At 62.1% G+C, this 20,842-nt stretch carries 25 protein-coding genes and 1 pseudogene; 15 read left to right on the top strand and 11 right to left on the bottom strand.

What is annotated here, in order from left to right:
* Positions 1-103 precede the first annotated feature (103 nt).
* Positions 104-1,210 (bottom strand): alpha/beta hydrolase, encoded by a 1,107-nt coding sequence (locus tag ACVILI_RS18045; RefSeq protein WP_038646540.1) that lies wholly within the window; start codon positions 1,208-1,210, stop codon positions 104-106.
* A gap of 68 nt (positions 1,211-1,278) precedes the next feature.
* Entirely contained in the window at positions 1,279-2,682 is a 1,404-nt protein-coding gene (locus tag ACVILI_RS18050) for an aminopeptidase P family N-terminal domain-containing protein (protein WP_038652579.1), read from the bottom strand.
* Positions 2,683-2,867: 185 nt separating this feature from the next.
* Between ACVILI_RS18050 and ilvA the strand changes: the two genes are divergently transcribed.
* The gene (gene ilvA / locus ACVILI_RS18055; RefSeq protein WP_038646542.1) at positions 2,868-4,124 is read left to right on the top strand and encodes a threonine ammonia-lyase IlvA; all 1,257 of its coding nucleotides are present in this window, start codon (positions 2,868-2,870) and stop codon (positions 4,122-4,124) included.
* Positions 4,121-4,678, top strand: a complete 558-nt coding sequence (locus ACVILI_RS18060; RefSeq protein WP_038646544.1) for a DUF1697 domain-containing protein — start codon at positions 4,121-4,123, stop codon at positions 4,676-4,678. Before ilvA ends, ACVILI_RS18060 begins: the two co-directional genes overlap by 4 nt.
* A gap of 51 nt (positions 4,679-4,729) precedes the next feature.
* On the opposite strand, the pseudogene ACVILI_RS18065 reads toward ACVILI_RS18060, so the two are convergent.
* Positions 4,730-5,025 (bottom strand): annotated as a pseudogene (locus ACVILI_RS18065) (DUF2218 domain-containing protein).
* Positions 5,026-5,157: 132 nt separating this feature from the next.
* Positions 5,158-5,598: a lactoylglutathione lyase gene (gloA, locus tag ACVILI_RS18070; RefSeq protein WP_010909179.1), complete on the bottom strand. Its 441-nt coding sequence runs from the start codon at positions 5,596-5,598 to the stop codon at positions 5,158-5,160.
* Between the two features lie 216 nt (positions 5,599-5,814).
* Between gloA and ACVILI_RS18075 the strand changes: the two genes are divergently transcribed.
* From ACVILI_RS18075 to ACVILI_RS18085, 3 genes are read left to right on the top strand one after another with little or no spacing between them, the layout of a single operon-like run.
* The gene (locus ACVILI_RS18075) at positions 5,815-6,411 is read left to right on the top strand and encodes a cold-shock protein (protein WP_032920553.1); all 597 of its coding nucleotides are present in this window, start codon (positions 5,815-5,817) and stop codon (positions 6,409-6,411) included.
* A gap of 24 nt (positions 6,412-6,435) precedes the next feature.
* On the top strand, positions 6,436-6,996 hold the full coding sequence (locus ACVILI_RS18080; RefSeq protein WP_038646547.1) for a DUF192 domain-containing protein: 561 nt from the start codon (positions 6,436-6,438) through the stop codon (positions 6,994-6,996).
* A gap of 19 nt (positions 6,997-7,015) precedes the next feature.
* Positions 7,016-7,783, top strand: a complete 768-nt coding sequence (locus ACVILI_RS18085) for an alpha/beta fold hydrolase (protein WP_038652582.1) — start codon at positions 7,016-7,018, stop codon at positions 7,781-7,783.
* A 185-nt stretch (positions 7,784-7,968) separates the two neighbouring features.
* Here the strand turns inward: ACVILI_RS18085 and ACVILI_RS18090 are convergent, their stop codons facing one another.
* Positions 7,969-8,571 carry an HD domain-containing protein gene (locus ACVILI_RS18090; RefSeq protein WP_084791763.1) on the bottom strand — a complete coding sequence of 201 codons (603 nt, stop codon included), beginning with the start codon at positions 8,569-8,571 and terminating at the stop codon, positions 7,969-7,971.
* A gap of 120 nt (positions 8,572-8,691) precedes the next feature.
* On the opposite strand from ACVILI_RS18090, the gene ACVILI_RS18095 reads away from it, so the two are divergent.
* From ACVILI_RS18095 to ACVILI_RS18105, 3 genes are all read left to right on the top strand, one after another.
* A complete protein-coding gene (locus tag ACVILI_RS18095) occupies positions 8,692-9,336 on the top strand; it encodes a VOC family protein (RefSeq protein ID WP_038652585.1) in 645 nt (214 codons plus the stop codon).
* A 259-nt stretch (positions 9,337-9,595) separates the two neighbouring features.
* On the top strand, positions 9,596-10,444 hold the full coding sequence (gene cysE, locus ACVILI_RS18100) for a serine O-acetyltransferase (RefSeq protein WP_038652588.1): 849 nt from the start codon (positions 9,596-9,598) through the stop codon (positions 10,442-10,444).
* Positions 10,445-10,597: 153 nt separating this feature from the next.
* The gene (locus ACVILI_RS18105; RefSeq protein ID WP_019857879.1) at positions 10,598-10,801 is read left to right on the top strand and encodes a DUF3126 family protein; all 204 of its coding nucleotides are present in this window, start codon (positions 10,598-10,600) and stop codon (positions 10,799-10,801) included.
* Between the two features lie 48 nt (positions 10,802-10,849).
* Here the strand turns inward: ACVILI_RS18105 and ACVILI_RS18110 are convergent, their stop codons facing one another.
* The gene (locus tag ACVILI_RS18110; RefSeq protein ID WP_038652591.1) at positions 10,850-11,581 is read right to left on the bottom strand and encodes a hypothetical protein; all 732 of its coding nucleotides are present in this window, start codon (positions 11,579-11,581) and stop codon (positions 10,850-10,852) included.
* Positions 11,582-11,698: 117 nt separating this feature from the next.
* Here ACVILI_RS18110 and ACVILI_RS18115 point away from each other — a divergent pair, with 117 nt between their 5' ends.
* The gene (locus tag ACVILI_RS18115; protein WP_038646551.1) at positions 11,699-12,034 is read left to right on the top strand and encodes a DUF6949 family protein; all 336 of its coding nucleotides are present in this window, start codon (positions 11,699-11,701) and stop codon (positions 12,032-12,034) included.
* A gap of 19 nt (positions 12,035-12,053) precedes the next feature.
* Positions 12,054-12,581, top strand: coding sequence for a gamma carbonic anhydrase family protein (locus tag ACVILI_RS18120; protein ID WP_019857884.1), 528 nt, complete (start codon positions 12,054-12,056; stop codon positions 12,579-12,581).
* A gap of 52 nt (positions 12,582-12,633) precedes the next feature.
* Here ACVILI_RS18120 and ACVILI_RS18125 read toward each other — a convergent pair whose 3' ends face one another.
* The 4 genes from ACVILI_RS18125 to ACVILI_RS18140 all read right to left on the bottom strand — a co-directional run bounded on the left by ACVILI_RS18125 (position 12,634) and on the right by ACVILI_RS18140 (position 15,590).
* On the bottom strand, positions 12,634-13,191 hold the full coding sequence (locus ACVILI_RS18125; RefSeq protein WP_019857885.1) for an ankyrin repeat domain-containing protein: 558 nt from the start codon (positions 13,189-13,191) through the stop codon (positions 12,634-12,636).
* A gap of 216 nt (positions 13,192-13,407) precedes the next feature.
* Positions 13,408-14,016, bottom strand: a complete 609-nt coding sequence (locus ACVILI_RS18130; protein ID WP_038646553.1) for a transglutaminase-like cysteine peptidase — start codon at positions 14,014-14,016, stop codon at positions 13,408-13,410.
* A gap of 204 nt (positions 14,017-14,220) precedes the next feature.
* On the bottom strand, positions 14,221-14,838 hold the full coding sequence (locus ACVILI_RS18135; RefSeq protein ID WP_010909193.1) for a PilZ domain-containing protein: 618 nt from the start codon (positions 14,836-14,838) through the stop codon (positions 14,221-14,223).
* A gap of 119 nt (positions 14,839-14,957) precedes the next feature.
* On the bottom strand, positions 14,958-15,590 hold the full coding sequence (locus ACVILI_RS18140) for a PAS domain-containing protein (RefSeq protein ID WP_038646556.1): 633 nt from the start codon (positions 15,588-15,590) through the stop codon (positions 14,958-14,960).
* A gap of 389 nt (positions 15,591-15,979) precedes the next feature.
* Here ACVILI_RS18140 and ACVILI_RS18145 point away from each other — a divergent pair, with 389 nt between their 5' ends.
* A complete protein-coding gene (locus ACVILI_RS18145; RefSeq protein ID WP_019857888.1) occupies positions 15,980-16,738 on the top strand; it encodes a rhomboid family intramembrane serine protease in 759 nt (252 codons plus the stop codon).
* 88 nt (positions 16,739-16,826) lie between these two features.
* On the top strand, positions 16,827-17,258 hold the full coding sequence (locus ACVILI_RS18150) for a CBS domain-containing protein (protein ID WP_010909196.1): 432 nt from the start codon (positions 16,827-16,829) through the stop codon (positions 17,256-17,258).
* 48 nt (positions 17,259-17,306) lie between these two features.
* Here the strand turns inward: ACVILI_RS18150 and ACVILI_RS18155 are convergent, their stop codons facing one another.
* The gene (locus ACVILI_RS18155) at positions 17,307-17,564 is read right to left on the bottom strand and encodes a YjhX family toxin (RefSeq protein WP_013895772.1); all 258 of its coding nucleotides are present in this window, start codon (positions 17,562-17,564) and stop codon (positions 17,307-17,309) included.
* Between the two features lie 282 nt (positions 17,565-17,846).
* On the opposite strand from ACVILI_RS18155, the gene gatB reads away from it, so the two are divergent.
* The 3 genes from gatB (at position 17,847) to ACVILI_RS18170 (ending at position 20,698) form a co-directional block, all read left to right on the top strand.
* Entirely contained in the window at positions 17,847-19,346 is a 1,500-nt protein-coding gene (gene gatB / locus ACVILI_RS18160; protein WP_240564672.1) for an Asp-tRNA(Asn)/Glu-tRNA(Gln) amidotransferase subunit GatB, read from the top strand.
* Between the two features lie 4 nt (positions 19,347-19,350).
* Positions 19,351-19,842: a GNAT family N-acetyltransferase gene (locus tag ACVILI_RS18165; RefSeq protein ID WP_019857891.1), complete on the top strand. Its 492-nt coding sequence runs from the start codon at positions 19,351-19,353 to the stop codon at positions 19,840-19,842.
* Positions 19,843-19,999: 157 nt separating this feature from the next.
* On the top strand, positions 20,000-20,698 hold the full coding sequence (locus ACVILI_RS18170) for an AIM24 family protein (RefSeq protein WP_019857892.1): 699 nt from the start codon (positions 20,000-20,002) through the stop codon (positions 20,696-20,698).
* The last annotated feature ends 144 nt before the right edge of the window (positions 20,699-20,842 follow it).

The following is a 20,842-nucleotide window of genomic DNA, read 5'->3' on the forward strand; positions in this document are numbered from 1 at the left end:
TCACCGCTATTCCGATAGAGCCAGAGACCGGCGCGGTCCAGTTCAAAGTGGCCTGACACCTCGTGAATGGTGAACAGGCACGGCGAAATTCGCGGCGCTGCATTTACTGCCCGAGCAGGCTGATGCGGTCGGTCACGTCCCTGTCGCTGGCAAAGCCGTCATCTTCGCGCAGTCGCTGGCCGATCATCTTCACCAAGGCCGGATTGTCGGCGAATTTCGTATGATTGAAGCTGTCGCTGCCCTTGACCTTGGAGAGATCGACCACCGTCACGCCGTAGGAGGCAAGATCGGCGGCATCCTTGTAATCGCCAACGCGTGGCCGTGAACCGGCGATCAGGCCGGAAAGCCTCAGCGCGCGGTCGTCGTCGGACAACAGCAGGATGAAGGGCTTGTCGGGCTTGCCATAGCGGCGCATCTGGCTCTTGAACACGTCGACATCGATGTCCGGCGACGCGAGCACCACGTCGCCGAGCTTGCCGCCAAGGTCACGGTCGCCGCTGATGGCCATCTGGCGCAGGGTTTCCATGGTCACCCAGGTTCCCATCGAATGCGCGACAATGTCGATCCGACGCGCGCCGGACTGCTCCAGCATGCGCAAAGTCACTTCGAGCTGGTCGCGGGCGGCGCTGGCACTTTCCTTGTCATAGACATAGTCGGTGGTCTTGGCGCCCGATGCCCAGGAAAACAGCACCGGCGTGCCGGGATAGCCGGAATCGTGGACGATCTGGGTGAGACGGTAGACCGCATCGTCGAAGCCGGTGTTGTAGCCGTGCACGAAGACCATGACGCGGCCGCCGCGCGCCGCGATATCGGCGTTGAGCGCGCTGGAGAATTTCGGCTGCGTGTCGTAGCCGACAACCTCGGAAGCCATGAAATATTTGGCCGGATCATCCGACTTGCCGCGGGAGCGCCGTTCGATCCGACCGGTCGTGTGGATGCCCGGAACGGTGACGTTGACGCGCGCATAATTCAGCGTCGCCGAGCGCTCGCCGTCGAAAACCTTGTTGGGATCGTCAGACTTCTTGCGTGTCGTGGCGATGAAGATCGAGTGGTTGCCGGCGATTTCCGTCACCGGCGCGGCGACGATGGCGCTGCCAAGCAATTCCTGCGTCTGCGGGCCGGCGCAGCCGGCGACGAGCAAGGCGAGACAAACAGTAACTATCTTCTTCAAAGGCACGTCTGAAATTTCCACTCCGGCCAAAAGGCCCATCTACCCCCGCTGCACCTCCCGGACAGGGAGAGTGCGGCAGAACTAAGTCGTGTCCAGTCGAAATGTGGTCAGCGGCTGGTTACAGCCATCGCACTGTTGCGCGAAAGCCAAAATGGCGGAAGGAATGCCGGAATGTTTGAGAAGGGCAGCACCTCCGGCCTGAGGCGGATGCCAAGCACATCCGCCATGAAGGCGCGGCGCGCTTCAATACGGCTCCAGGTTTCGGGATAGCGCGCTGCGATCTCCTCGCGCAGTGCCTCGTCGGCGAGTGCGATGCCATCCTCGATGTTGGTGGTGAAATAGTCGCTGCCGGTTGCCGGGATGATGTCGACCTGCAACGCCATGCCGGATCGCAACTTGATGTCTGAGCCGGAAAACACCGGCGAATGCATCCACTCGTCGATATGGACGAGATGGCCGGGATTGAGGGATACGCCAAAGAACGGGTCGCCGATGCGATCATCCACCGCTTTCCACAGAGCGCCACCGGTCGTGCCGATACCGATCGCCTCGTACCAGTCGACAACCGCGGCGAAATAGGGCGCGACGAGCTTTTCGACGTAGTCGCGGACGGCGGGTGGCAACTCTGACGCATCCTCGGCCAAAAAACCGGCGCGGGCGTTGAGCGCGCCCTGGATGCCATAGGCCATGGTGATCGGATCACCACGCCGGATGATGTCGAGGCGGGGGCTGGGCAAGCCATAGGCGGCGCGCTTTCCCGCCGACAACATGGGATGGCAACCATGCGGCAGGCCGTTCATGCCCATCAGCCGCGCCGCCTGCAGTTCGGTCATGCCGGGCTCGATGCCTTGCAGGACATTGCGCAGCCCTTGCGAGGTGAAGGTCGCGGCAAATTCAAAGCTGGCCAACTGATCGGCCTCGTTGAGGGCGCGCAGGCCGTCGGTCGGGTTCATCAGCAGATTGGCGGCATTCACAACTGCGCCCTTGTTGCCGACAAGCGTGCGCAGCGTATCGGCAACGAAGGAGGGCAGGTCGAGCGTCGTCTCATCGAAACCGGCATCGCCGGCGCCAAAAGGCTTCCAGCCGATGGCGCCGATCCTGTGGCCGGGCTTCAGGCCGCAGCCGGCAAGGATGTCAGGCAGCGCATCCGAGCGGTCGCGCGGCTGCGCCGGCAGCGAGAAGGTCTGGTAGAGCACGCGCTCGTAGGGCCCATCGCAGATTTCGGCATAGCCCCAGCCCTCATTGCCAACGAGAAGCCTTGGCTGGCTGCCGGGAACGATGACCAGCAATGTCTCCTCGAAACGCGGATCGTAGCCTGAGAGATAGGCAACATTGGCTGCGTGTTCGCGGTCGCCATAGATCGCGAAGGCATCGAAACCGGACTTGGCGCCGCGCGCAATCAGCGCTTCGATGCGCGCTCCATAGGTGTTTCGTGCAACCAACGGCATCACCGTCGGTTCGCCGAATTCGGGCAGCGACATGGATTTCAGACCAACCGATGCGACAGGCATGAACAAACGCCCCCAAGTGCTTGCAAGGATTCTGCGAATGCCCTTTGCGCATTGGCATGAAGGGCCGGACAATGGCGTTGCGGGGCCGGATATGCAATAGGCAGGATCGGCCGCGACAGACAGAAGCTGTTCGGCCGGATCGATGGCAGGTCTGTACGAAACATGCGGCACAAGGTGGCTTTCCAATGAGCAGTTTTTCCTCCCGCGTCGCCGTCGCGGCCGCCGCGATCCGCCAGATCTTTCCGGAAACGCCGCTGCAGGAAAACGACTACCTGTCGAAGAAGATCGGCGCTCGGGTGCTGCTGAAGCGCGAGGATCTGAGCCCGGTGCGCTCCTACAAGATCCGTGGCGCCTTCAACTTCTTCCGCAAGGCGCTTGCCGCCGGTAACCAGGCCGAACTGTTCGTCTGCGCGTCGGCCGGCAACCATGCCCAGGGGTTTGCCTTCGTCTGCCGCCATTTCGGCAAAAAGGGCGTGGTGTTCATGCCGGTGACGACGCCGCAGCAAAAGATTGACAAAACCAGGCTGTTTGGCGGCGATTTCGTCGAGATCAGGCTGGTCGGCGACTTTTTCGACGACTGCTATCGCGCCGCCTTCGAATTCACCGAAAGCTCAGGCGCCCGCATGGTGCCGCCTTTCGACCACAAGGACATTATCGAGGGCCAGGCAACGGTCGCCTATGAGATCGCGGGCCAGATGCCTGGCGCGCGCATGCCCGACATCATCATGCTGCCGGTCGGCGGTGGCGGGCTCGCCGCCGGCGTGACGCATTATTTCGCCGACCAGGGCCGGGAGGCCCGTTTCGTCTTTTGCGAGCCGGCCGGCGCACCGAGCCTGCATGACAGCCTCGAGGCGGGAAAACGGCTGAAGCTCGCCAAGGTCGACAACTTCGTCGACGGCGCGGCGGTGGCCGAGATCGGCCGTGAACCCTTGCGGTATCTCAAGGAATTCGCGGCCGACACGGTGCGGCTGATCCCGGAAAACCGGCTCTGCGCGACCATGATCGAGATGCTCAATGTCGAAGGCGTCGTGCTTGAGCCCGCCGGCGCATTGGCCATCGACGCGTTGAAGGATTTTTCCAGGAAGGAGATCCGCGGCAAGACCATTGTCGCCGTGGTTTCGGGCGGCAATTTCGATTTCGAGCGGCTGCCGGATGTCAAGGAACGGGCCCTGCGCTTCGAAGGCCTGAAGAAATACTTCATCATCCGCTTCCCGCAGCGGCCGGGCGCGCTGCGCGACTTCCTCGAAATGCTGGGACCGGACGACGACATCGCCCGCTTCGAGTATCTGAAGAAGTCGGCGCGCAATTTCGGCTCGGTGCTGATCGGCATCGAAACCAAGGACCGCCGCAATTTCGACCTGCTGAAGGCAAATTTCGAGGCGGAGGGCGTCCAGTATCAGGACATCACCGACAACGAGACATTGGCAGGCTTCATCATATGAGCGCGAAGGTCTTCATCGCCCTGTTTTCCGGCATCAATGTCGGCGGCAACCGCATCGTCAAGATGGCGGAGCTGCGCTCGTTCTTCGAGGATCTCGGCTTTTCCGCCGTCGCCACCTATGTGCAGAGCGGCAACGTCGTGTTCCGAGCCGGCAAAGGCGACGCCGCCGCGCTGACCAGACAGATTGAAGCGGCCTTCGAGAAGAAATGGGGTTTTCGTTCCCGGATCATGGTGCGGGATGTCTCCTGGTTGGAACGGCTGGTGAGCGAAAATCCCTATCCGGAAGCGGCCGCCGACCACACCAAGCTCCACGCTTATGCGCTGGAGCGTGAGCCGACCGTCGAAGAGGTGGCGCGGCTGGCTGAAAAATGCACGGGCCCCGAACGCTTCGAAGTCAAGGGAGACGTACTTTACCTCAGCGCGCCGGACGGGCTCGGCAAGTCAGTCTTCGCCAACCTCATTCCGCGCGCTCTGAAGGTGCCGGGCACCGCGCGCAACTGGCGCTCGGTGCTGGCGCTGCAGGAGATGGCAGGGCAGACCGGCGGGAAAGCATGACCCCGAAAAGTGCGTGCCGGTTTTCGGAAACGGTCATGCTCGAACAAACACCTACGCTGCCGTCGCTGGCTTCCAGTCGAAGTTCAGTTCTTCGCGAAGGCAAAGCGCTTGATGTGGTCGGCCACGACACTCTCCAGGCGCTCGAGCGATCCCGCTTCGTTGGTTGATACCACAATGTGCAGCGCTGCCGCGTCCGCATCCATGACGGTGCGGCCGAGCGACGTCAGGTCGATGGTGCCGTGGGTCGGGTTGAACTCGACGGGGAATTTGTGTGCCCAGTGCTTGCACAGCTGCTGCAGGGAGCGGCTGGCGTGCTCAGTGGCGACGTCGGCATGGCTGGATGGCATGAATGACTTCTCCTGGTCTGGGCGCTGGCCTGCCGGCCAGGCGTGATGACCGGTCAGATAGGTGGCGTGGTGCGAAACGGCAAAGGCGGCCGGCTTTTACCCCGGCCGCCTCGCTTCAAGATGGCGTGATTGCTACCAGCTTCCGGTGTTGGCCATCGAAGCCCAAGGTTCAGCCTTGGCTTTCGCGGGGCCCTTCTGCAGAAGCTCGATGGAGATGCCGTCCGGCGACCTGATGAAGGCCATGTTGCCATCGCGCGGCGGCCGGTTGATGGTGACGCCGTTGTCCATCAGATGCTGGCAGGTGGCGTAGATGTCATCGACCTCGTAGGCGAGGTGGCCGAAATTGCGCCCGCCCTTGTAGTCTTCCGGATCCCAGTTGTAGGTGAGTTCGATCAGCGGCGCCTTGTCGTTGATGCCGCTCTGCTCGTCTTCGGAGGCGGCGAGGAAGATCAGCGTGAAGCGGCCCTGCTCGTTTTCGTAGCGGCGGACCTCCTTCAGCCCGAGCTTGTTGCAGTAGAAATCGAGCGAGGCATCGACATCGGCGACGCGGACCATGGTGTGCAGATAGCGCATGAGTTTTCCTCGATCTGTTGGGGTGCGGCGCAACATAGGGTCGCCCCGGTGAAAGGGCAATCTCCTGCGCTTGGCGATGCCGGCAAAGAACAAATCCGGTATTCCCGCAATGAACCGTGAAAAAAGGCAGGGAAGGTCTTGCACACACCGGAAGCCGCGGTGTTAATCTGGTGTCAAGAATCAGTTGCGGTGTTCTTGAAAAAAGGGGGCATTCTTATGGGGGAAAAGGCCTCTTTGACGGGGCGGGCCGGAACCCTTGGCGACGCCTTGAAGCGCGACGAAGGCGGCGACGCCGCCGACCTGACCGAAATTGCCGGCGCCATCAAGTGGTTCGATGTGGCCAAGGGTTACGGGTTCATCCTACCCGATGACGGTGTCTCGGGCGATATCCTCCTCCATGTGACATGTCTTCGGCGGGACGGTTTCCAGACTGCCTTGGAAGGCGCGCGCGTGGTTTGCCTTGTCAAGCAGGGCGATCGCGGTCTGCAGGCCTTTCGTGTGCTTTCCATGGATGTCACCACCGCCGTCCATCCCGCGGAAATGCAGGAACAGCGCACCCATGTGGCGGTGACGCCGGAGAGCGGGCTCGAACGCGCTTTGGTCAAATGGTTCAACCGCACCAAGGGCTTTGGCTTCCTGACGCGCGGCGAAGGCACCGAGGACATTTTCGTCCACATGGAGACCTTGCGCCGCTATGGCATCACCGAGCTTCGGCCGGGCCAGGTCGTGCTCGTCCGTTTCGGCCGCGGTGACAAAGGCCTTATGGCCGCCGAAATTCACCCCGATATGGGCACCTTGCCGGTTTCGCACTAGGACGATTTCGGCCGAGGATCTTGGATGACTCGCAGGAACTGGCTGACGGCGGGCGTGTTTTGCGCCATTGCGGCCGTGATCGTGGCCGCAGGTGCTTTCTTCTATTCGGAACGGCCGACCTCGGCAGACGGCCGGGCGATGATCCTTCCGGTCGACCCGACGCCGCTGGTCGTGGTGACGAAAGATGGGAATCGCTCTTTTTCCATCGAAATCGCCGACACCGATTTGGAGCGCGAGGCCGGCCTGATGTTTCGCCAGGACATGGCGGACGATCACGGCATGCTGTTCGTCTTCGAGATACAGCAGCAGGTCAGTTTCTGGATGCAAAACACGCCGATGCCGCTTGACCTGATCTTTGTCGGCCAGGATGGCAAGATCCGCGCCGTCAAGCATGGCGAACCGCAATCCCAGGCCATCATTTCACCTGGCGTGCCTGTGCGCTTCGTGCTCGAGCTCAAGGCCGGCACCGCCGCCAAATACGGCATCGGGTATGGCGACCTGTTGCGCCACCCGGCAGTCGGCACCGTATCCGGACCCGGCATGCCACCGCCGGACAATGGCGATGCACCCAACGGCGGCGGCTGAACGCGAGGTGGGGCAGCCGATGCAGTTCTTCTCTCATGACGGGTTCGATCTTGCCTTCCTCGACCGCCAGCCGGCATCGGGGCAGGGCGATCCCGTGCTCATGATCCACGGCTTCGCCTCGAGCCACTACGTCAACTGGGTGTCGCCCGGCTGGTTCAAGACGCTCAACGATGCCGGGTATCGCGCCATCGCCTTCGACAATCGCGGCCATGGCTCGTCATCGAAGAGCTATGACGAGGCCGACTATACGCCAGCGAAAATGGCCTCGGATGCCGCCGCCTTGCTCGACCATCTCGGCATCGAACGGGCCCATGTCATGGGCTATTCGATGGGTGCTCGCATCGCGGCGTTTCTGGCTCTGTCCGATCCGCACAAAGTGGCGACGCTGGTCTTTGGCGGCCTCGGCATCGGCATGATCGACGGCGTCGGCGATTGGGATCCGATTGCCGCGGCCCTGCTTGCCGACGATCCGGCGGCGACCAGCCATCCGCGCGGCCGCTCTTTCCGCGCCTTCGCCGACCAGACCCGCAGCGATCGCCGGGCGCTTGCCGCCTGCATCGCCACATCGCGGGAGCTGCTGAGCGAGGATGATATTGCCCGCATCGCCCAGCCGACGCTGGTCGCGGTCGGCACCACGGACGACATTGGCGGCTCGCCGGACGAACTCGCCGCCCTGATGCCGAACGCCAGAGCTTTCCACATCGGGGGCAGGGATCATATGCTGGCGGTCGGGGACAAGACCTTCAAGCAACGCGTTCTGGAGTTTTATGCCGAATATCCGCTTTGAGCGGTCCGCCGGGGAGCAACAGCGGTACAATGGGGAAGAAGCACGGCCGCCATGCCCGGCGCGTCGCTCGAGCGACAATCGCGTCCTTGGAGTGCTGGGGATCGTTCTCAACGGGCTGTCGGTGGCGGCGGCTGGCAATCCTCGCGGCAATGGCGTCGACCATAGGCGCCTTTACCTGATCCCCGCTAGCCTGTAGCGAGGGCCGCCAGCGACCGCGCCATGTTCAGCCTGGCCTGCGGCTCGAAGCGCAGGCGAAATTCCTCGGTGAGGAAAATGCGCGGGCGGGCAAGGAAATCCTTCAGCACGGAGCCCCGCCCCGCACGCCACATCGGCTCCTCCACCCAGCCATATTCGCGGCGCACCGCGCGTTCATAGGCGTCGAACACGTCAGGCACGGCACCCAGGATCGACAGATCCATGTCGAGGAAAAGACTGGCGTCGCGCGTGGCCTTCGCATCGTCGAACTGGGGCAATTGGTGCGCAGCCGTGGCCAGGATCATCGCGCCGATGCGGTCCAGGCGCTCCGCGTCGGTGCGGCCCGTGAGCTTATGCGCGGCAAGCGCGGCACTTCTGGCCTCATTGTCCTTGGCCTTGCTGTCATAGATGGCGTCGTGGAACCAGATCGCCGCTTCGACGGCCTGGGGATCACTGAGCAGCGCTCGATAATCGCCAGCCAGCGCCAGCATCGCCTCGATATGGGCAAGGTCGTGATAGTGACGGCTTTCGGCGCGGTAGAGCGCCGCGAGTTCCTGTTTCAGCGGTTCGTCGATCAAGGGCTGGCCTTCCATGTTCGTCATCCGTCCAGTTAATCGATCTCAGCCTCTTCGAGCCAGTCACTCCGAACCTTGCATAGGCCGGAGCTCTGGGGAATGCTGCCATTCCCGGAATACCCGACCCAGGAGGCCGACATGACCAATACGCCAGGCAGCGAGAACCCCAGACCGGGGACGATCGACATGAAGCTGGAGGCCGTCATCATCGCCGTTGCGGATGCCGATCGGTCCAAGCGCTTCTACAGCGGCCTGGGTTGGCGGCTCGATGCGGACTTCGTCGTCGGCGATGCGTTTCGCGTCGTGCAGTTTACGCCTCCCGGGTCGCCGTGCTCGATCCATTTCGGCAAAGGGCTGACATCGGCCGCGCCGGGCTCGGCGAAGGGACTTTATCTCGTGGTGTCCGATATCGAGGCGGCGCATGCCGAACTCGTGGCACGCGGCATCGAGGCGAGCGAGGTGTTCCACCGCACGGGGCCTGGGCAGCCGGCGATCAGTGGCCGGCATCCGGAGGGGCGCAGCTATTCATCCTATGTCACGTTTGCCGATCCGGACGGCAACAGCTTCATACTGCAGGAAATCACCCAGCGACTGCCTGGACGCGTGGATGCCAGCGACACGACATTCACGTCGTCGGGCGAGCTTGCCGCGGCGCTGCGCCGTGCGGCGGCGGCACATGGCGAACACGAGAAACGGACCGGCGGACAGTATGATGTGAACTGGCCCGACTGGTATGCCGAATACATGGTGGCCGAACAGGCCGGCACCTCGCTGCCGACTTGAAATGAGATCCATCGCAGCGCGGCGTCATTGGCGCCGCGCCGGCCTTGAGCCCGCCATCAGATCGTTCCGGCAGTGGGTGCGGCAGGCCGCCTCCAGCAGCACGGCGATCAAGGGTTCGTTTTCCATGGCCGCTTGAATTCCTGCGAACCAAATCCATTTGACACAGCACTAAGGAAAATTGAGTTCAATCGTGCTATGATCTGGCCTATATGTGCGGCCGGACAACAGGCAAGCCAGCAGGACGCAGGACGAGACGTCGATGAACAGCATCAGCATTTCCCGCCATAGCGCGTTGCAGCCGGTCGATCCGATCTGGCGTTCGATCCGCGACGAAGCGATGGACGCCGTCAACCGCGACCCCCTGCTCGCTGCCTTCCTCTATTCGACGATCCTCAACCAGGAGAGCCTGGAAGAGGCCGTCATCCACCGGATCGCCGAGCGGCTTGCCCATCAGGATATCGGCTCCGATCTCATCCGCCAGACCTTCAAGACGATGCTGGCTGACGACAAGGAATGGCCGACCACCGTGCGTGTCGACATCCAGGCCTATTACGACCGCGACCCCGCTTGCGACCGTTTCATCATGCCTGTGCTCTATTTCAAGGGCTTTCACGCCATTCAGACCCATAGGCTGGCACATTGGCTGTGGAGCCAGGGTCGCAAGGATTTCGCGCTCTATCTGCAGAGCCGCTCGTCCTCGGTCTTCCAGACCGACATCAATCCGGCCGCCCGCATCGGCAAGGGTATCTTCATCGATCACGCCACCGGCCTCGTCGTCGGCGAGACCGCGGTCATCGAGGACGATGTGTCGATCCTGCACGGCGTGACGCTGGGCGGCACCGGCAAGGCCGGCGGCGACCGCCATCCCAAGATCCGCCGTGGCGTGCTGATCGGCGCCGGCGCCAAGATTCTCGGCAATATCGAGATCGGCCATTGCTCCAAGGTCGCCGCCGGATCGGTGGTGCTGTCGCCCGTTCCGCACAACAAGACGGTTGCCGGCGTGCCGGCCCGCGTCGTCGGCGAGACCGGCTGCGACCAGCCTTCGCGCCAGATGGACCAGCTCCTGCCGTCGCAATCGATGGACCAGGTGATCAGCTTCGACATCTGATTTCCGCGCCGGCGCGCCGTCCGGCGCGATTGCGATTTTGTCCGGCGGCGCTGCCGCTTCCGGTGCAATACGGCCGGCTTGCCTTTACATCGCCATTGTCGACGTGCCAGAAGCGCCCTTCAAACCAGCAAGCCCGATGATCGGAGAAGACTGTTGAAGCCGGACGAAATCAGAAAGCTGGACGCCTATTTCAAGCGCGTCTTCCAGAACCCCAAGCTTGAGGTCAAGGCACGGCCGCGCAAGGAAGATTCCGCCGAAGTCTATGTCGGTGACGAGTTCCTCGGCATCGTCTTCAAGGACGAGGACGACGGCGACTACAATTTCTCGATGGCGATCCTCGACATCGATCTGGGTTGAGCCCGCATCAAATGGCAGGCCGCGTCTGGCGCGGCCTGCCATTGTCCCTCAATGTCCGCTCTTCAGCATTCGCCCGGCCTCAGCCGTCATCGCCGCGTCGAGTGCCTGCCAGTCGCCAAGGAATTCCTTGGGAAAGCGGTAGGTGAGGCTGAGATCGTCGCCGACATGCACGTCCCGTTCGCACGGCGCCAGTGATTGACCGGCACTCGGCCCGCTCAGGCAGCGGGCCACGAAAGGGTCCTTTCCCCCGCGCTTGCCGACCACCAGCACCTCATTCAGATAGCCTGATTTCTCGTTGAAACCGTAGACCGTCGTGCCGCCCGGTCCTGGAACGCCGGGCTGGACGATCAGCGCGCTGTAGATCGGCGCGAACCGGCCGCTCATGTCGCGCGACATCATCTGCTGTTCGAAGGACAGGAAGATGATCTTCCCATTGGCTTCCGAGTGGTTGAAATCGTCGCGGGCCGCCTCGCTGTAACCGTCCATCTGGGGATAGCGCAGATAAAGGTCGAGACGCGAAGCGATGCCGTCGCGCCGGGCCTGGTCGAAACGGATGAAATTGGCCGGCACGGAAATCACATTGTTGCCGATCACCACCCGGCGCACCGTCGGGTCGTCGGTATATCCGGCCATGGCGATGCTATGGCCGAACCATTTGCCGCCAAGGCTGATCGCCACCGACAGCAAGGCAAGTGCGGCGAAGGCATAGAACACCCGCTTCATCAGCATGGAATCGACCACGGTGAGTTCAGGGCCGTCGGCGGTCGCTGCCTGCTTCATCTCGGTCCTCATCCCAGCCGCCATTCCCAGTGTCCCTCGGCGGCACACATCGCGCGGCACGGCTCTTGCAGCCTTCCTGAAACGACTGTGCGATTTCATGGTAAATGGAAGGTTAAGATGGCTCAGATGGAACTCTTCCTGTTTGCTTTTGTCGTCGGGCTGACGGTGTGCGGGCTGACGGGCTCGACGATGGAGCTGGTGTCGGGCCGAAAGGTCGCCTTCACTGAGCCCTATGTGTCGCCCGCCCATGTGCTGCGCTCGCTGGCGGCCACAGCTGGCGCCGGGCCGTTCATGCTGGTCAACGACGCCCTCGATGCCCGCCGCGAGAAGCGCATTTCGACGATGGCGCTCCTGTCATGCGGCTGCACGGCGATTGCCTGGTCCCTGGCGCTGGGCATCGTCGTGCTTGCTATTGCCTCATGGACGATCGGCCTCTTAGGGTCCGGCGTCTGAGACGATTCGGAGGCCGACAATGCCGCTTTATGCGATCGACGGAACGCAGCCCAGCTTCGCGGATGCTGACACAAACTGGATCGCGCCCGATGCGACGCTGATTGGCGACGTGCGCGTCGGCCGCAATGCCGGTTTCTGGTTCGGCGTCGTCATTCGCGGAGACAATGAGCCGATCACTATCGGCGCCGACACCAATGTGCAGGAACACACGGTCATGCACACCGATCCCAGCTTTCCGCTGACCATCGGCGAGGGCTGCACGATTGGCCACCGGGCCATGCTGCATGGCTGCACGATCGGCGACAACAGCCTGATCGGCATGGGCGCCATCGTGCTGAACGGCGCCAGGATCGGCAAGAATTCGCTCGTCGGCGCCGGCGCGCTGGTCACCGAAGGCAAGGAATTTCCGGACAATTCGTTGATCGTCGGCTCGCCGGCCAAGGCGATCAGGGTGCTGGACGACGCAGCCGTCGCCAGGCTGCGCGGCTCGGCCGCACACTACGTCGCCAATGGCAAGCGCTTCAAGGCAGGGCTGAAGAAGGTTTGAGGCCAGTTTCGGCCGATCCCGGTCGCCGACGGTTCTATCGTGGGCCGAGCCATTATCTATTAGAGCCGCGCCTTGCCATGGCATCACGCAGCAATGAAGCGCCGGCTTCAAAGCCGGCATTGTCGGCTTCCTCGATGGCTGTCGTATAGTCATCGATGCGGGTTGCGAGAGTAGGGTCGGCGCCAGCAGCCAAAAGCGGACGGATCGCTTCGGCGCTGCGGATAGCCACCGAATAGTGAAGAGGCGTCCAGTCGTTCACGCCCCGCATATTGGGATCGGCGCCGGCCTCGATCAACATCTGGATGATTTCTAGTCGGTCGGCCCGGTCGGTGGACAGCGCGGCAATGATTGCCGGAAACCCACCGTGATCCCCGTAATTCGGATCCGAGCCTGCATCCAGCAACGTCGAGATGAAGCCGACCGGGCTCCAATAGATCGCGTATTCCAAAGGATGTCCGAGGCCGAATTCGAACGGCATACGTTCGTCAAACCAGCGGGGCGAACCGCCCAGCGCTTTGCCAAGGCCATCGAAGTCACCGGCCTTGAAGGCATCGTCGATCGCCTTGAACAGACGATGACGCTCGCATCGATCTTCCGGGATTTCCAGCATCGCCGTGATCCAGAGGACGAAACCAACAGCCTATGATGCCTCGATCCGCTGTCCGTGCAAAGGAGGCGGTGGATAGTCGGATGCGCCTGCCCAACCCTGATTGGGTTTCGAGCATCGCCAGAAATGGCGGAGCCGGCCCGGGGACGGGGCCGGCTCCTTAGACCCGGTCGTTGGGGACGGGGAGGGTGGGGACTCGACCGGGTTTCTCGTCGCGTCCTAGCGGACGCTGGCGACCGCGTCGGAGCGGCCGTCATTGATCGTCACCCAAACGCCCGAATTCTCCGTCGATTGACGCTTGAGATAGGTGTAGTCGGTGTCCGTCCAGGACAGCACCTTGGTTTCCAGATTGTCGAGGATGAACTCGCCGAGGCTGGTGCGCACGGTCAGCACGGCGTGGCCGCCGCCATTCGGCTGGCGCGCAACCGTCATCAAGAGATCGCCCGCCGGCACGCCCGCGTCCATCAGTTCGCGGCGCTTCTCCAGCGCATAATCCTCGCAATCGCCATAGCCATTGTCGGGATACGCCCAGTACTCCTCGACACCGTAGTTTTCCATGTCGGTGCGCGGCTTGATGCGGGTGTTGACCGTATTGTTGATGTTGACGATCGTCGCCCAGAGCTTGCGGGTCAGGTCGACAGGCGCGCCCTTGGGCGTCTTCTCGTTGCATTCGCCAGGGATGCGCTGGCAGAATTCATAGTGGCCGACAGGCTGTGTGGTACGGCCGCCAGTGTGCATATAGGCCGGTCCCGCGGCATATGCTGATCCCCAAGCGGAAAGCTGCATCGCCATTGCCATAAGCAACAGCTTGCCCCTCGTTTTTTTCATTTTCCAGTCTCCCCGTTCGAAGGAGACATTGCCACGACTGGATTTATTTGACGCAAAAGCGCGAAGCAGACTTTAAGTAAAACGCCAATAGAATAAACATAAAATTTGAATCATTTGAGTATTGAATTGTTTGGATTGCCCGGGCTGGCATCGGAGCGCCCGGCCACGCAGGGCCGGTTTGCTTGCAGCGTCCGTTGGACCCGGTCAGGCGCGTGGCGTGTTGAATTCGGAATCGAGCGTCTCAGGGCGCTGGATGACGGCGAATTCGATGGCGACGCCATCCTCGAAATGACGAACGATCTGGCCGCGCATGGTGCCGAGCATGACCTGGACGCCTATCGCCGGCTTCACGTCGATCTCGATCGCGGCGCCCGACAGCGACAGGTCGATGATCCGGCACTGGTATTGGCGGCCATCGGTGAGCTGCAGCACGCTGGTCGGGTTGCGCGGCGCGACGCGCTCGTGGCGGCGGTCTTCCGGCAGGTCGAGTTCGTGCTTGTTGGCAAGCCAGGTCAGTTGCGCCGCCAGCTTGTCCTTCTTGCGGTCGGACGCGATCACCGTCATGGCGAAGCCGTCCTGCAGCGTGCGCGTAACGACGCCTTCGATGCGGCCGATATGGTCGATATAGGCGATCACCTTTTCACCGGGCATGCCGATGCGATCGGTGCGGAACGCGACATTGCCGGGCGACATGTCGACAACCTGGCAAGGATGCTCGGTGCGGTCTTCCAGCATGAATCGCCCGTATATCTTGACCCGGACGCGCTGAAAGTTACGCCTTTCAGCTTGGGACGGCGCGTAGTCGACCGCCGCTGACCTCATGACTGCCTACACCCCGTTTGGCATTCCCGCGCGTCAATGCGAGGGACTTCATCACAGAAGTACAACAAAGCGGGTTAACAAAGGGGAAAAACGAGCCTGCGAGACCGTGCGATCATCAACTATTCGTCGCGCCCGCCGTCGAAGACGACGAGATGGCGGATGCGGCGCGCCCGGCCAAGCGCCGAGATCGTATCGGGCGCCTCGAGTTCGGCTGGAACAAGCGAGGGAACGTCGATCGCCGGCCGGTTGTTGAGCATCTCTTTCTCCGGATCGATGACACGAATCGAATCGATCATTGCGTCCGTGACTGGGTCGGCGCCCAGCCAGAACGGCTTCTCCGCGGCACTGATCACGCCAAGGCAGCGCGGGTTCTCGATGCCGCCGTCGAGCGGCAAGGCAAGCAATTCGAACTTGTTGGAGCGGCCATTGCGACTGAAGCCCTCGAAATTGATCAGCACCACCGATTTCTGGTCGAAAACCCCGTGAATCAGCCGTGAGACCAGACGCTGATCCTTCTCGCGCCACAGCGACGGGAAGGAGAACCCCTTGAGTTCGCGGCCATAACAGGCGCAGAGCCTGGTGCCGGCTAGGCGGAAGATGGGTTGGCCGCGCGTGTCTCTTTCCAGGATGAACGTGTCGGCCAAAAGCGACTTGATATCGGCCGGCTCGACTTCCGAACGCTTCGGAGCGGGGCGTCCGTCACGCAGGCGGTTCCAATAATGGAACAGCGTGATCGATCCGTTTTGGTTCATGGTATGCTGCTCCGCGCATTCTGTCGTCTGATGTCCCATCGGTGAACAGAAGGGCGCCCTCCGATGACCTACATGCGTTGCGGAGCAGGAAGCGTGCCAGCGTCGTTAACACTTGTTCACGGGTCGGGGGCGTTAAGGTTAACAACTGGTTTACGTTGCTCCCAAGCAGGCCCTGTGGCACATCAAAACCACTCCAGAAGCGGTCGTTTCGCGACGATCGGCAGCACTTCAGTCAAGAGTTTTAGGGGAGCAGGGGGCTCGACCGGCCGTTCAGGGGAAACCTTGGACGGCTTCTTTTTTGATTCGCACTGGGGCGATTCGCCGTTTGCGGTTCCAATGGCCGTGATCTAGATGCTCGCCAGATCGAACAGCACCGAGTGCGATTGCAGATGAGCGAACAGCAAAATCCAACCGAGGCCGAGCCGGCCGAAAGCCTGCCGCCGCCTGCGCGCGAACCGGTGTTCAATCTGCCGCCGATCGTGCTGGCGGTGATCGGCATTTGCGCGGCCGTCTTCCTGCTGCAGCAATATGTGCTGAACGACGCGCAGCAGATGACGCTGCTCTACGATGGGGCCTTCATTCCCGTCCTCTATACCGGGCAATACGGCTTCGACTGGTTCCTGTTCACGCGTCCCTTCACCTATGCCTTCATGCATGGGGGCTTTGCCCATATCGCCATCAACATGGTCTGGCTCGCCGCCTTTGGTTCGCCGTTGGCCAATCGCCTCGGCGGGCTCCGGTTCGCTCTGTTCTTCGCCGTCACCGGGCTGGCTTCCGTCGCGCTGTTCTGGGCCATGCACCCCTATGGCGAGGCACCGCTGGTCGGCGCCTCCGGCGCCATATCGGGCATGATGGGTGCTGCGGCGCGTTTCGGTTTCCGCACCGACCGCTCTGCCGGCACGGCGGCCTTCGCCGGCCCTGTGCTGCCGATCGCGACTGTCTTGCGTTCGCGCGGTGTCGTGATTTTCCTTGCCGTGTGGATGATCATCAACCTCGCCACCGGCCTGCTCGGATTTGCGCCTGGAGCAGATGGGCAGATCGCCTGGGAGGCGCATATTGGCGGCTTCGTCGCCGGCTTTTTCGGCTTGCGCTGGTTCGATCGGCGATGGCAGCAGCCGGAATGGGAGAGCACCGACCACCGCACTTGAAATGCAACCGATCACGGCGCACGATGTTCACTCTTACGTGAAAGCCGGTCTGGGCAGGGAACCGGCAGGCGAAGCAGAGGAGGACGCCATGACGGTTAAGGCAATTCTGGAAAAGAAGGGCCACGACGTGTTGACGCTCGGGCCGAACGAAAAGCTCAGCGAAGCCATCCGCATCCTGGCCGAACACAAGATCGGCGCGCTGGTCATCACCAATGGCGATCACAAGATTGTCGGCATCCTGTCGGAGCGCGACATCGTGCGGGTTGTCGCCAAGGAAGGTGCCGCCGCGCTCGATATCGCCGTGCGTTCGGCAATGACGCCGAAGGTGAAGATCTGCAACGAGAACCACACCGTCAACGAGGTGATGGAGATCATGACCAGGGGCCGTTTCCGCCATCTGCCGGTGGAAAAGGACGGCCTGCTCGATGGCATCGTCTCCATCGGTGACGTAGTCAAGCGCCGCATCGAGGATGTCGAGCGCGAGGCGGACGAGATCAGGGCCTACATCGCCACCGCCTGAGCGGTGAAAGGAACCGCCGGCCGGAAACCCAGCCGGCGGAACCGTAGCCTATCGATTGTCGAGTTCGGAGCGGACGAGTTCGAGGCCGCGCCTGGTGATGCGGTAAGGGCCACCACCCGACGACGAAACCGCCTTCTTGCGTTTCAGCTTTCGAAACAGGTCGAGATCGACGCCCGGATAGTGCCAGCCGTCGCGGGTCAGGCATTTGACGGAGGCGATCCGTTTCTTCTGGTTCTTTTCGATTTCAATGCGTCCGCCCTGCGCAAGCAGGTGCAGGATGCGCTGTTCAGTGCGCGAAATATCCATGAGGAGAAATTCCCGGGAAAACGAAAACAGCCGCCGCCGCAAAGCTTCGCGGCACGGGTTTCAGGTCTTCTTGCCCTGCCTCGCTACGAGGTCAGGGCCTTACCGGGACTGAGCGTAAGTGGACATCCACTCTCCATTGGGATGGGCGTCCTATAGGCGAAAGCGGCTGAAAAGGCCAGCCTGCGGCTTTGCGCTTGTCTCTTTTGGCGGTTTGCACTAGCGAGAATGCACATCAAAATATGCATTTTTGCATATTCCGCAGTTTCCAATTTGCAGGCCCCCATGTCTCTGATCGATACCCGCACGCCCGACGCAAAACGCCTGATCCCCGGCGCCACCGGTGACTGGGAAATCATCATCGGTCTCGAAGTGCACGCGCAGGTCATCTCGGAAGCAAAATTGTTTTCCGGCGCTTCGACCGCTTTCGGTGCGGCCCCCAACGCCAATGTCAGCCTGGTCGATGCGGCAATGCCCGGCATGCTGCCTGTCATCAACGAGGAGTGCGTCAAACAGGCGATCCGTACCGGTCTCGGGCTGAAGGCGCAGATCAACCACAAGTCGGTTTTCGACCGGAAGAACTACTTTTATCCCGACCTGCCGCAGGGCTACCAGATCTCGCAGTTCAAGCAGCCGATCGTCGGCGAGGGCACGGTGATCGTGTCAGTCGGCCCCGACCGCCAGGGCGATTTCGAGGACATCGAGGTCGGCATCGAGCGGCTGCATCTGGAACAGGATGCCGGCAAGTCGATGCACGATCAGCATCCGACCATGTCCTATGTCGACCTCAACCGCTCCGGCGTGGCTCTGATGGAGATCGTCTCCAAGCCTGACCTGCGTTCCGGCGATGAGGCCAAGGCCTATGTCACCAAGCTGCGCACCATCATGCGCTATCTCGGCACCTGCGACGGCAATATGGATGAAGGCTCGCTGCGCGCCGACGTCAACGTCTCGGTACGCCGGCCCGGTGGCGAGTTCGGCACCCGCTGCGAGATCAAGAACATGAACTCGATCCGCTTCATCGGCCAGGCCATCGACTTCGAGGCGCGCCGCCAGATCGCCATTCTCGAGGACGGCGGCAAGATCGATCAGGAAACGCGGCTGTACGATGCCGTCAAGGGCGAGACGCGCTCGATGCGCTCGAAGGAAGAAGCGCACGATTACCGCTATTTCCCCGATCCCGATCTGCTGCCGCTGGAATTCGATCAGGCCTATGTCGATGCTTTGGCCAAAGGGCTGCCGGAACTGCCCGACGACAAGAAGGCGCGGTTCATCTCCGCGCTTGGCCTCTCGACCTACGACGCTTCGATCCTGGTGTCGGAAAAGTCGGTCGCCGATTATTTCGAGAAGGTGGCCGCCGGCCGTGACGGCAAGCTCGCTGCAAACTGGGTCATCAACGATCTGCTCGGCCAGTTGAACAAGGTGGGCAAGGACATTGAAAATGCGCCGGTTTCGCCCGATCAGCTCGGCGCGATCATCGACCTGATCAAGGACGGCACCATTTCGGGCAAGATCGCCAAGGACCTGTTCGAGATCGTTTGGAATGAAGGCGGCGACCCGCGCCAGCTGGTCGAAAGCCGTGGTATGAAACAGGTCACGGACACCGGCGCCATCGAGAAGGCGGTCGACGAGGTGATCGCGGCCAATCCCGACAAGGTGGAACAGGCGCGCGCCAAGCCGACCATGGCCGGCTGGTTCGTCGGCCAGGTGATGAAGGCGACGGGCGGCAAGGCCAACCCGCAGGCGGTCAACGACCTCGTCAAGGCCAAGCTCGGCATCGAGTAAGGCCATGTTCGTCCGCACCGCAGGCGAACGCGATCTCGCTGCCATCCGCGCACTGTTGGTTGAAACCTGGCACGCGACCTATGACGCGCTCTATGGCGCTGCCAAGGTCACCGAAATCACCGATGCGTGGCACTCGATCGCCTCGTTGAAGGCGCGGCTGAGCAAGCCGAACAGCGAGTTCCTCGTCGCCGATGACGGCAAGCGTATTGGCGGCGTGGCCTTTGCCGAGGGCATTGGTGGCGGAGAAGAAGTTGTCCTGAAACAGCTCTACGTGCTTCCAGCCCTGCAGGACAGGGGCATCGGCGGCATGTTGCTGGACGAGATCATCGAGAGTTTTCCGGAAGCCCGCGCCATCCGCCTGGAAGTGGAGGCGCAGAACGCCCGCGCCATCGCCTTCTACGAAGCCAACGGCTTCGTGCGATCCGGCGATGCCGGCGAGCACGCGGGTGCCTCCGGCGAGCCGACACTGGTCTACATCAGGCCTCTTGCCGGCTGATTCCTTCGAAGTCGACCTCTCTTGATCACCTTCGCGCGAGCGGCGCTGGGTGGGCCCGTTTTCGTTTGACGGCCTGAGGGCTCCTCACCAAAGCTGTCGGTGCTGAACGCGCGGAAGCCGGAATGGACCGGCACGCCGGGTAGCGCTGGGGGAAACCATGCCAAGCTTGCCGGAACTGATGCCGACGCAGGTGTCGGACGAAACTTTTGGTGGCGTCACCTACCACATAGCGGGCGAACTGGTGCCCGTGCTTTCGGTCGATGTGACGCAAATGCCGGTCTATTTCGAGCATCACATCCTGTTGTGGAAGAACTCGACCATCACCATCGGCCTGAAATCGCTGAAAGGCGCCCTGAAGCGCATGATGGCCGGCATGCAGATCTTCGTCACCGAGGCGTCGGGAGCGGGCATCATCGCCTTCAGCCGTGATGGACCCGGCCACATCGTGCCAATCCATCTCAGGCGTGGCGAGGAGATCCAGGTGCGCGAACACCAGTTTCTCGCCGCCACCGGCAATGTCGACTACACATTCGAGCGTGTGCGCGGCCTGGCGACGATGCTGTTCGGCCAGAGCGGCTTCTTCATCGACCGCTTTCGCGGCGATGGCGGCGATGGCATCGTCTGGCTGCATGGCTACGGCAATGTCTTCGAAAAGACGCTTGCCGCCGGCGAGACCATCGACATCGAGCCGGGCGGCTGGCTGTTCAAGGATGCCTCCGTCAGGATGGAAACCAAGATCGACCGCCTTTCGAGCGGCTTCTTCGGCGCCAATATGAATTTCATCGTCAACCGCTTCACCGGTCCGGGTCGGGTCGGCATTCAGTCGATGTATCTGCATATGCCGACGGAGGAATAGGCTCGAGGAGGATATGGATCAGCGCTGGCGAACCGCCGCAGTCGTACCAGCCGGCGCGGCATAACCGACGGGACTCCGCATCGGCGGCGAAGTCCCTATCGGTCCATTCGGGCATGCGTCATTGTCGCATTTGCTGCGCCGGCT

It is taken from the genome of Mesorhizobium sp. USDA 4775 (assembly GCF_054062655.1).

Excerpts from the sequence above, each read along its gene's own strand:
- ACVILI_RS18045 (WP_038646540.1), bottom strand. The coding sequence starts at position 1,210 with ATGGGCCTTTTGGCCGGAGTGGAAATTTCAGACGTGCCTTTGAAGAAG.
- ACVILI_RS18050 (WP_038652579.1), bottom strand. The coding sequence starts at position 2,682 with ATGCCTGTCGCATCGGTTGGTCTGAAATCCATGTCGCTGCCCGAATTC.
- ilvA (WP_038646542.1), top strand. The coding sequence starts at position 2,868 with ATGAGCAGTTTTTCCTCCCGCGTCGCCGTCGCGGCCGCCGCGATCCGC.
- ACVILI_RS18060 (WP_038646544.1), top strand. The coding sequence starts at position 4,121 with ATGAGCGCGAAGGTCTTCATCGCCCTGTTTTCCGGCATCAATGTCGGC.
- gloA (WP_010909179.1), bottom strand. The coding sequence starts at position 5,598 with ATGCGCTATCTGCACACCATGGTCCGCGTCGCCGATGTCGATGCCTCG.
- ACVILI_RS18075 (WP_032920553.1), top strand. The coding sequence starts at position 5,815 with ATGGGGGAAAAGGCCTCTTTGACGGGGCGGGCCGGAACCCTTGGCGAC.
- ACVILI_RS18080 (WP_038646547.1), top strand. The coding sequence starts at position 6,436 with ATGACTCGCAGGAACTGGCTGACGGCGGGCGTGTTTTGCGCCATTGCG.
- ACVILI_RS18085 (WP_038652582.1), top strand. The coding sequence starts at position 7,016 with ATGCAGTTCTTCTCTCATGACGGGTTCGATCTTGCCTTCCTCGACCGC.
- ACVILI_RS18090 (WP_084791763.1), bottom strand. The coding sequence starts at position 8,571 with ATGGAAGGCCAGCCCTTGATCGACGAACCGCTGAAACAGGAACTCGCG.
- ACVILI_RS18095 (WP_038652585.1), top strand. The coding sequence starts at position 8,692 with ATGACCAATACGCCAGGCAGCGAGAACCCCAGACCGGGGACGATCGAC.
- cysE (WP_038652588.1), top strand. The coding sequence starts at position 9,596 with ATGAACAGCATCAGCATTTCCCGCCATAGCGCGTTGCAGCCGGTCGAT.
- ACVILI_RS18110 (WP_038652591.1), bottom strand. The coding sequence starts at position 11,581 with ATGAAGCAGGCAGCGACCGCCGACGGCCCTGAACTCACCGTGGTCGAT.
- ACVILI_RS18115 (WP_038646551.1), top strand. The coding sequence starts at position 11,699 with ATGGCTCAGATGGAACTCTTCCTGTTTGCTTTTGTCGTCGGGCTGACG.
- ACVILI_RS18120 (WP_019857884.1), top strand. The coding sequence starts at position 12,054 with ATGCCGCTTTATGCGATCGACGGAACGCAGCCCAGCTTCGCGGATGCT.
- ACVILI_RS18125 (WP_019857885.1), bottom strand. The coding sequence starts at position 13,191 with ATGCTGGAAATCCCGGAAGATCGATGCGAGCGTCATCGTCTGTTCAAG.
- ACVILI_RS18130 (WP_038646553.1), bottom strand. The coding sequence starts at position 14,016 with ATGAAAAAAACGAGGGGCAAGCTGTTGCTTATGGCAATGGCGATGCAG.
- ACVILI_RS18135 (WP_010909193.1), bottom strand. The coding sequence starts at position 14,838 with ATGAGGTCAGCGGCGGTCGACTACGCGCCGTCCCAAGCTGAAAGGCGT.
- ACVILI_RS18140 (WP_038646556.1), bottom strand. The coding sequence starts at position 15,590 with ATGAACCAAAACGGATCGATCACGCTGTTCCATTATTGGAACCGCCTG.
- ACVILI_RS18145 (WP_019857888.1), top strand. The coding sequence starts at position 15,980 with ATGAGCGAACAGCAAAATCCAACCGAGGCCGAGCCGGCCGAAAGCCTG.
- ACVILI_RS18150 (WP_010909196.1), top strand. The coding sequence starts at position 16,827 with ATGACGGTTAAGGCAATTCTGGAAAAGAAGGGCCACGACGTGTTGACG.
- ACVILI_RS18155 (WP_013895772.1), bottom strand. The coding sequence starts at position 17,564 with ATGGATATTTCGCGCACTGAACAGCGCATCCTGCACCTGCTTGCGCAG.
- gatB (WP_240564672.1), top strand. The coding sequence starts at position 17,847 with ATGTCTCTGATCGATACCCGCACGCCCGACGCAAAACGCCTGATCCCC.
- ACVILI_RS18165 (WP_019857891.1), top strand. The coding sequence starts at position 19,351 with ATGTTCGTCCGCACCGCAGGCGAACGCGATCTCGCTGCCATCCGCGCA.
- ACVILI_RS18170 (WP_019857892.1), top strand. The coding sequence starts at position 20,000 with ATGCCAAGCTTGCCGGAACTGATGCCGACGCAGGTGTCGGACGAAACT.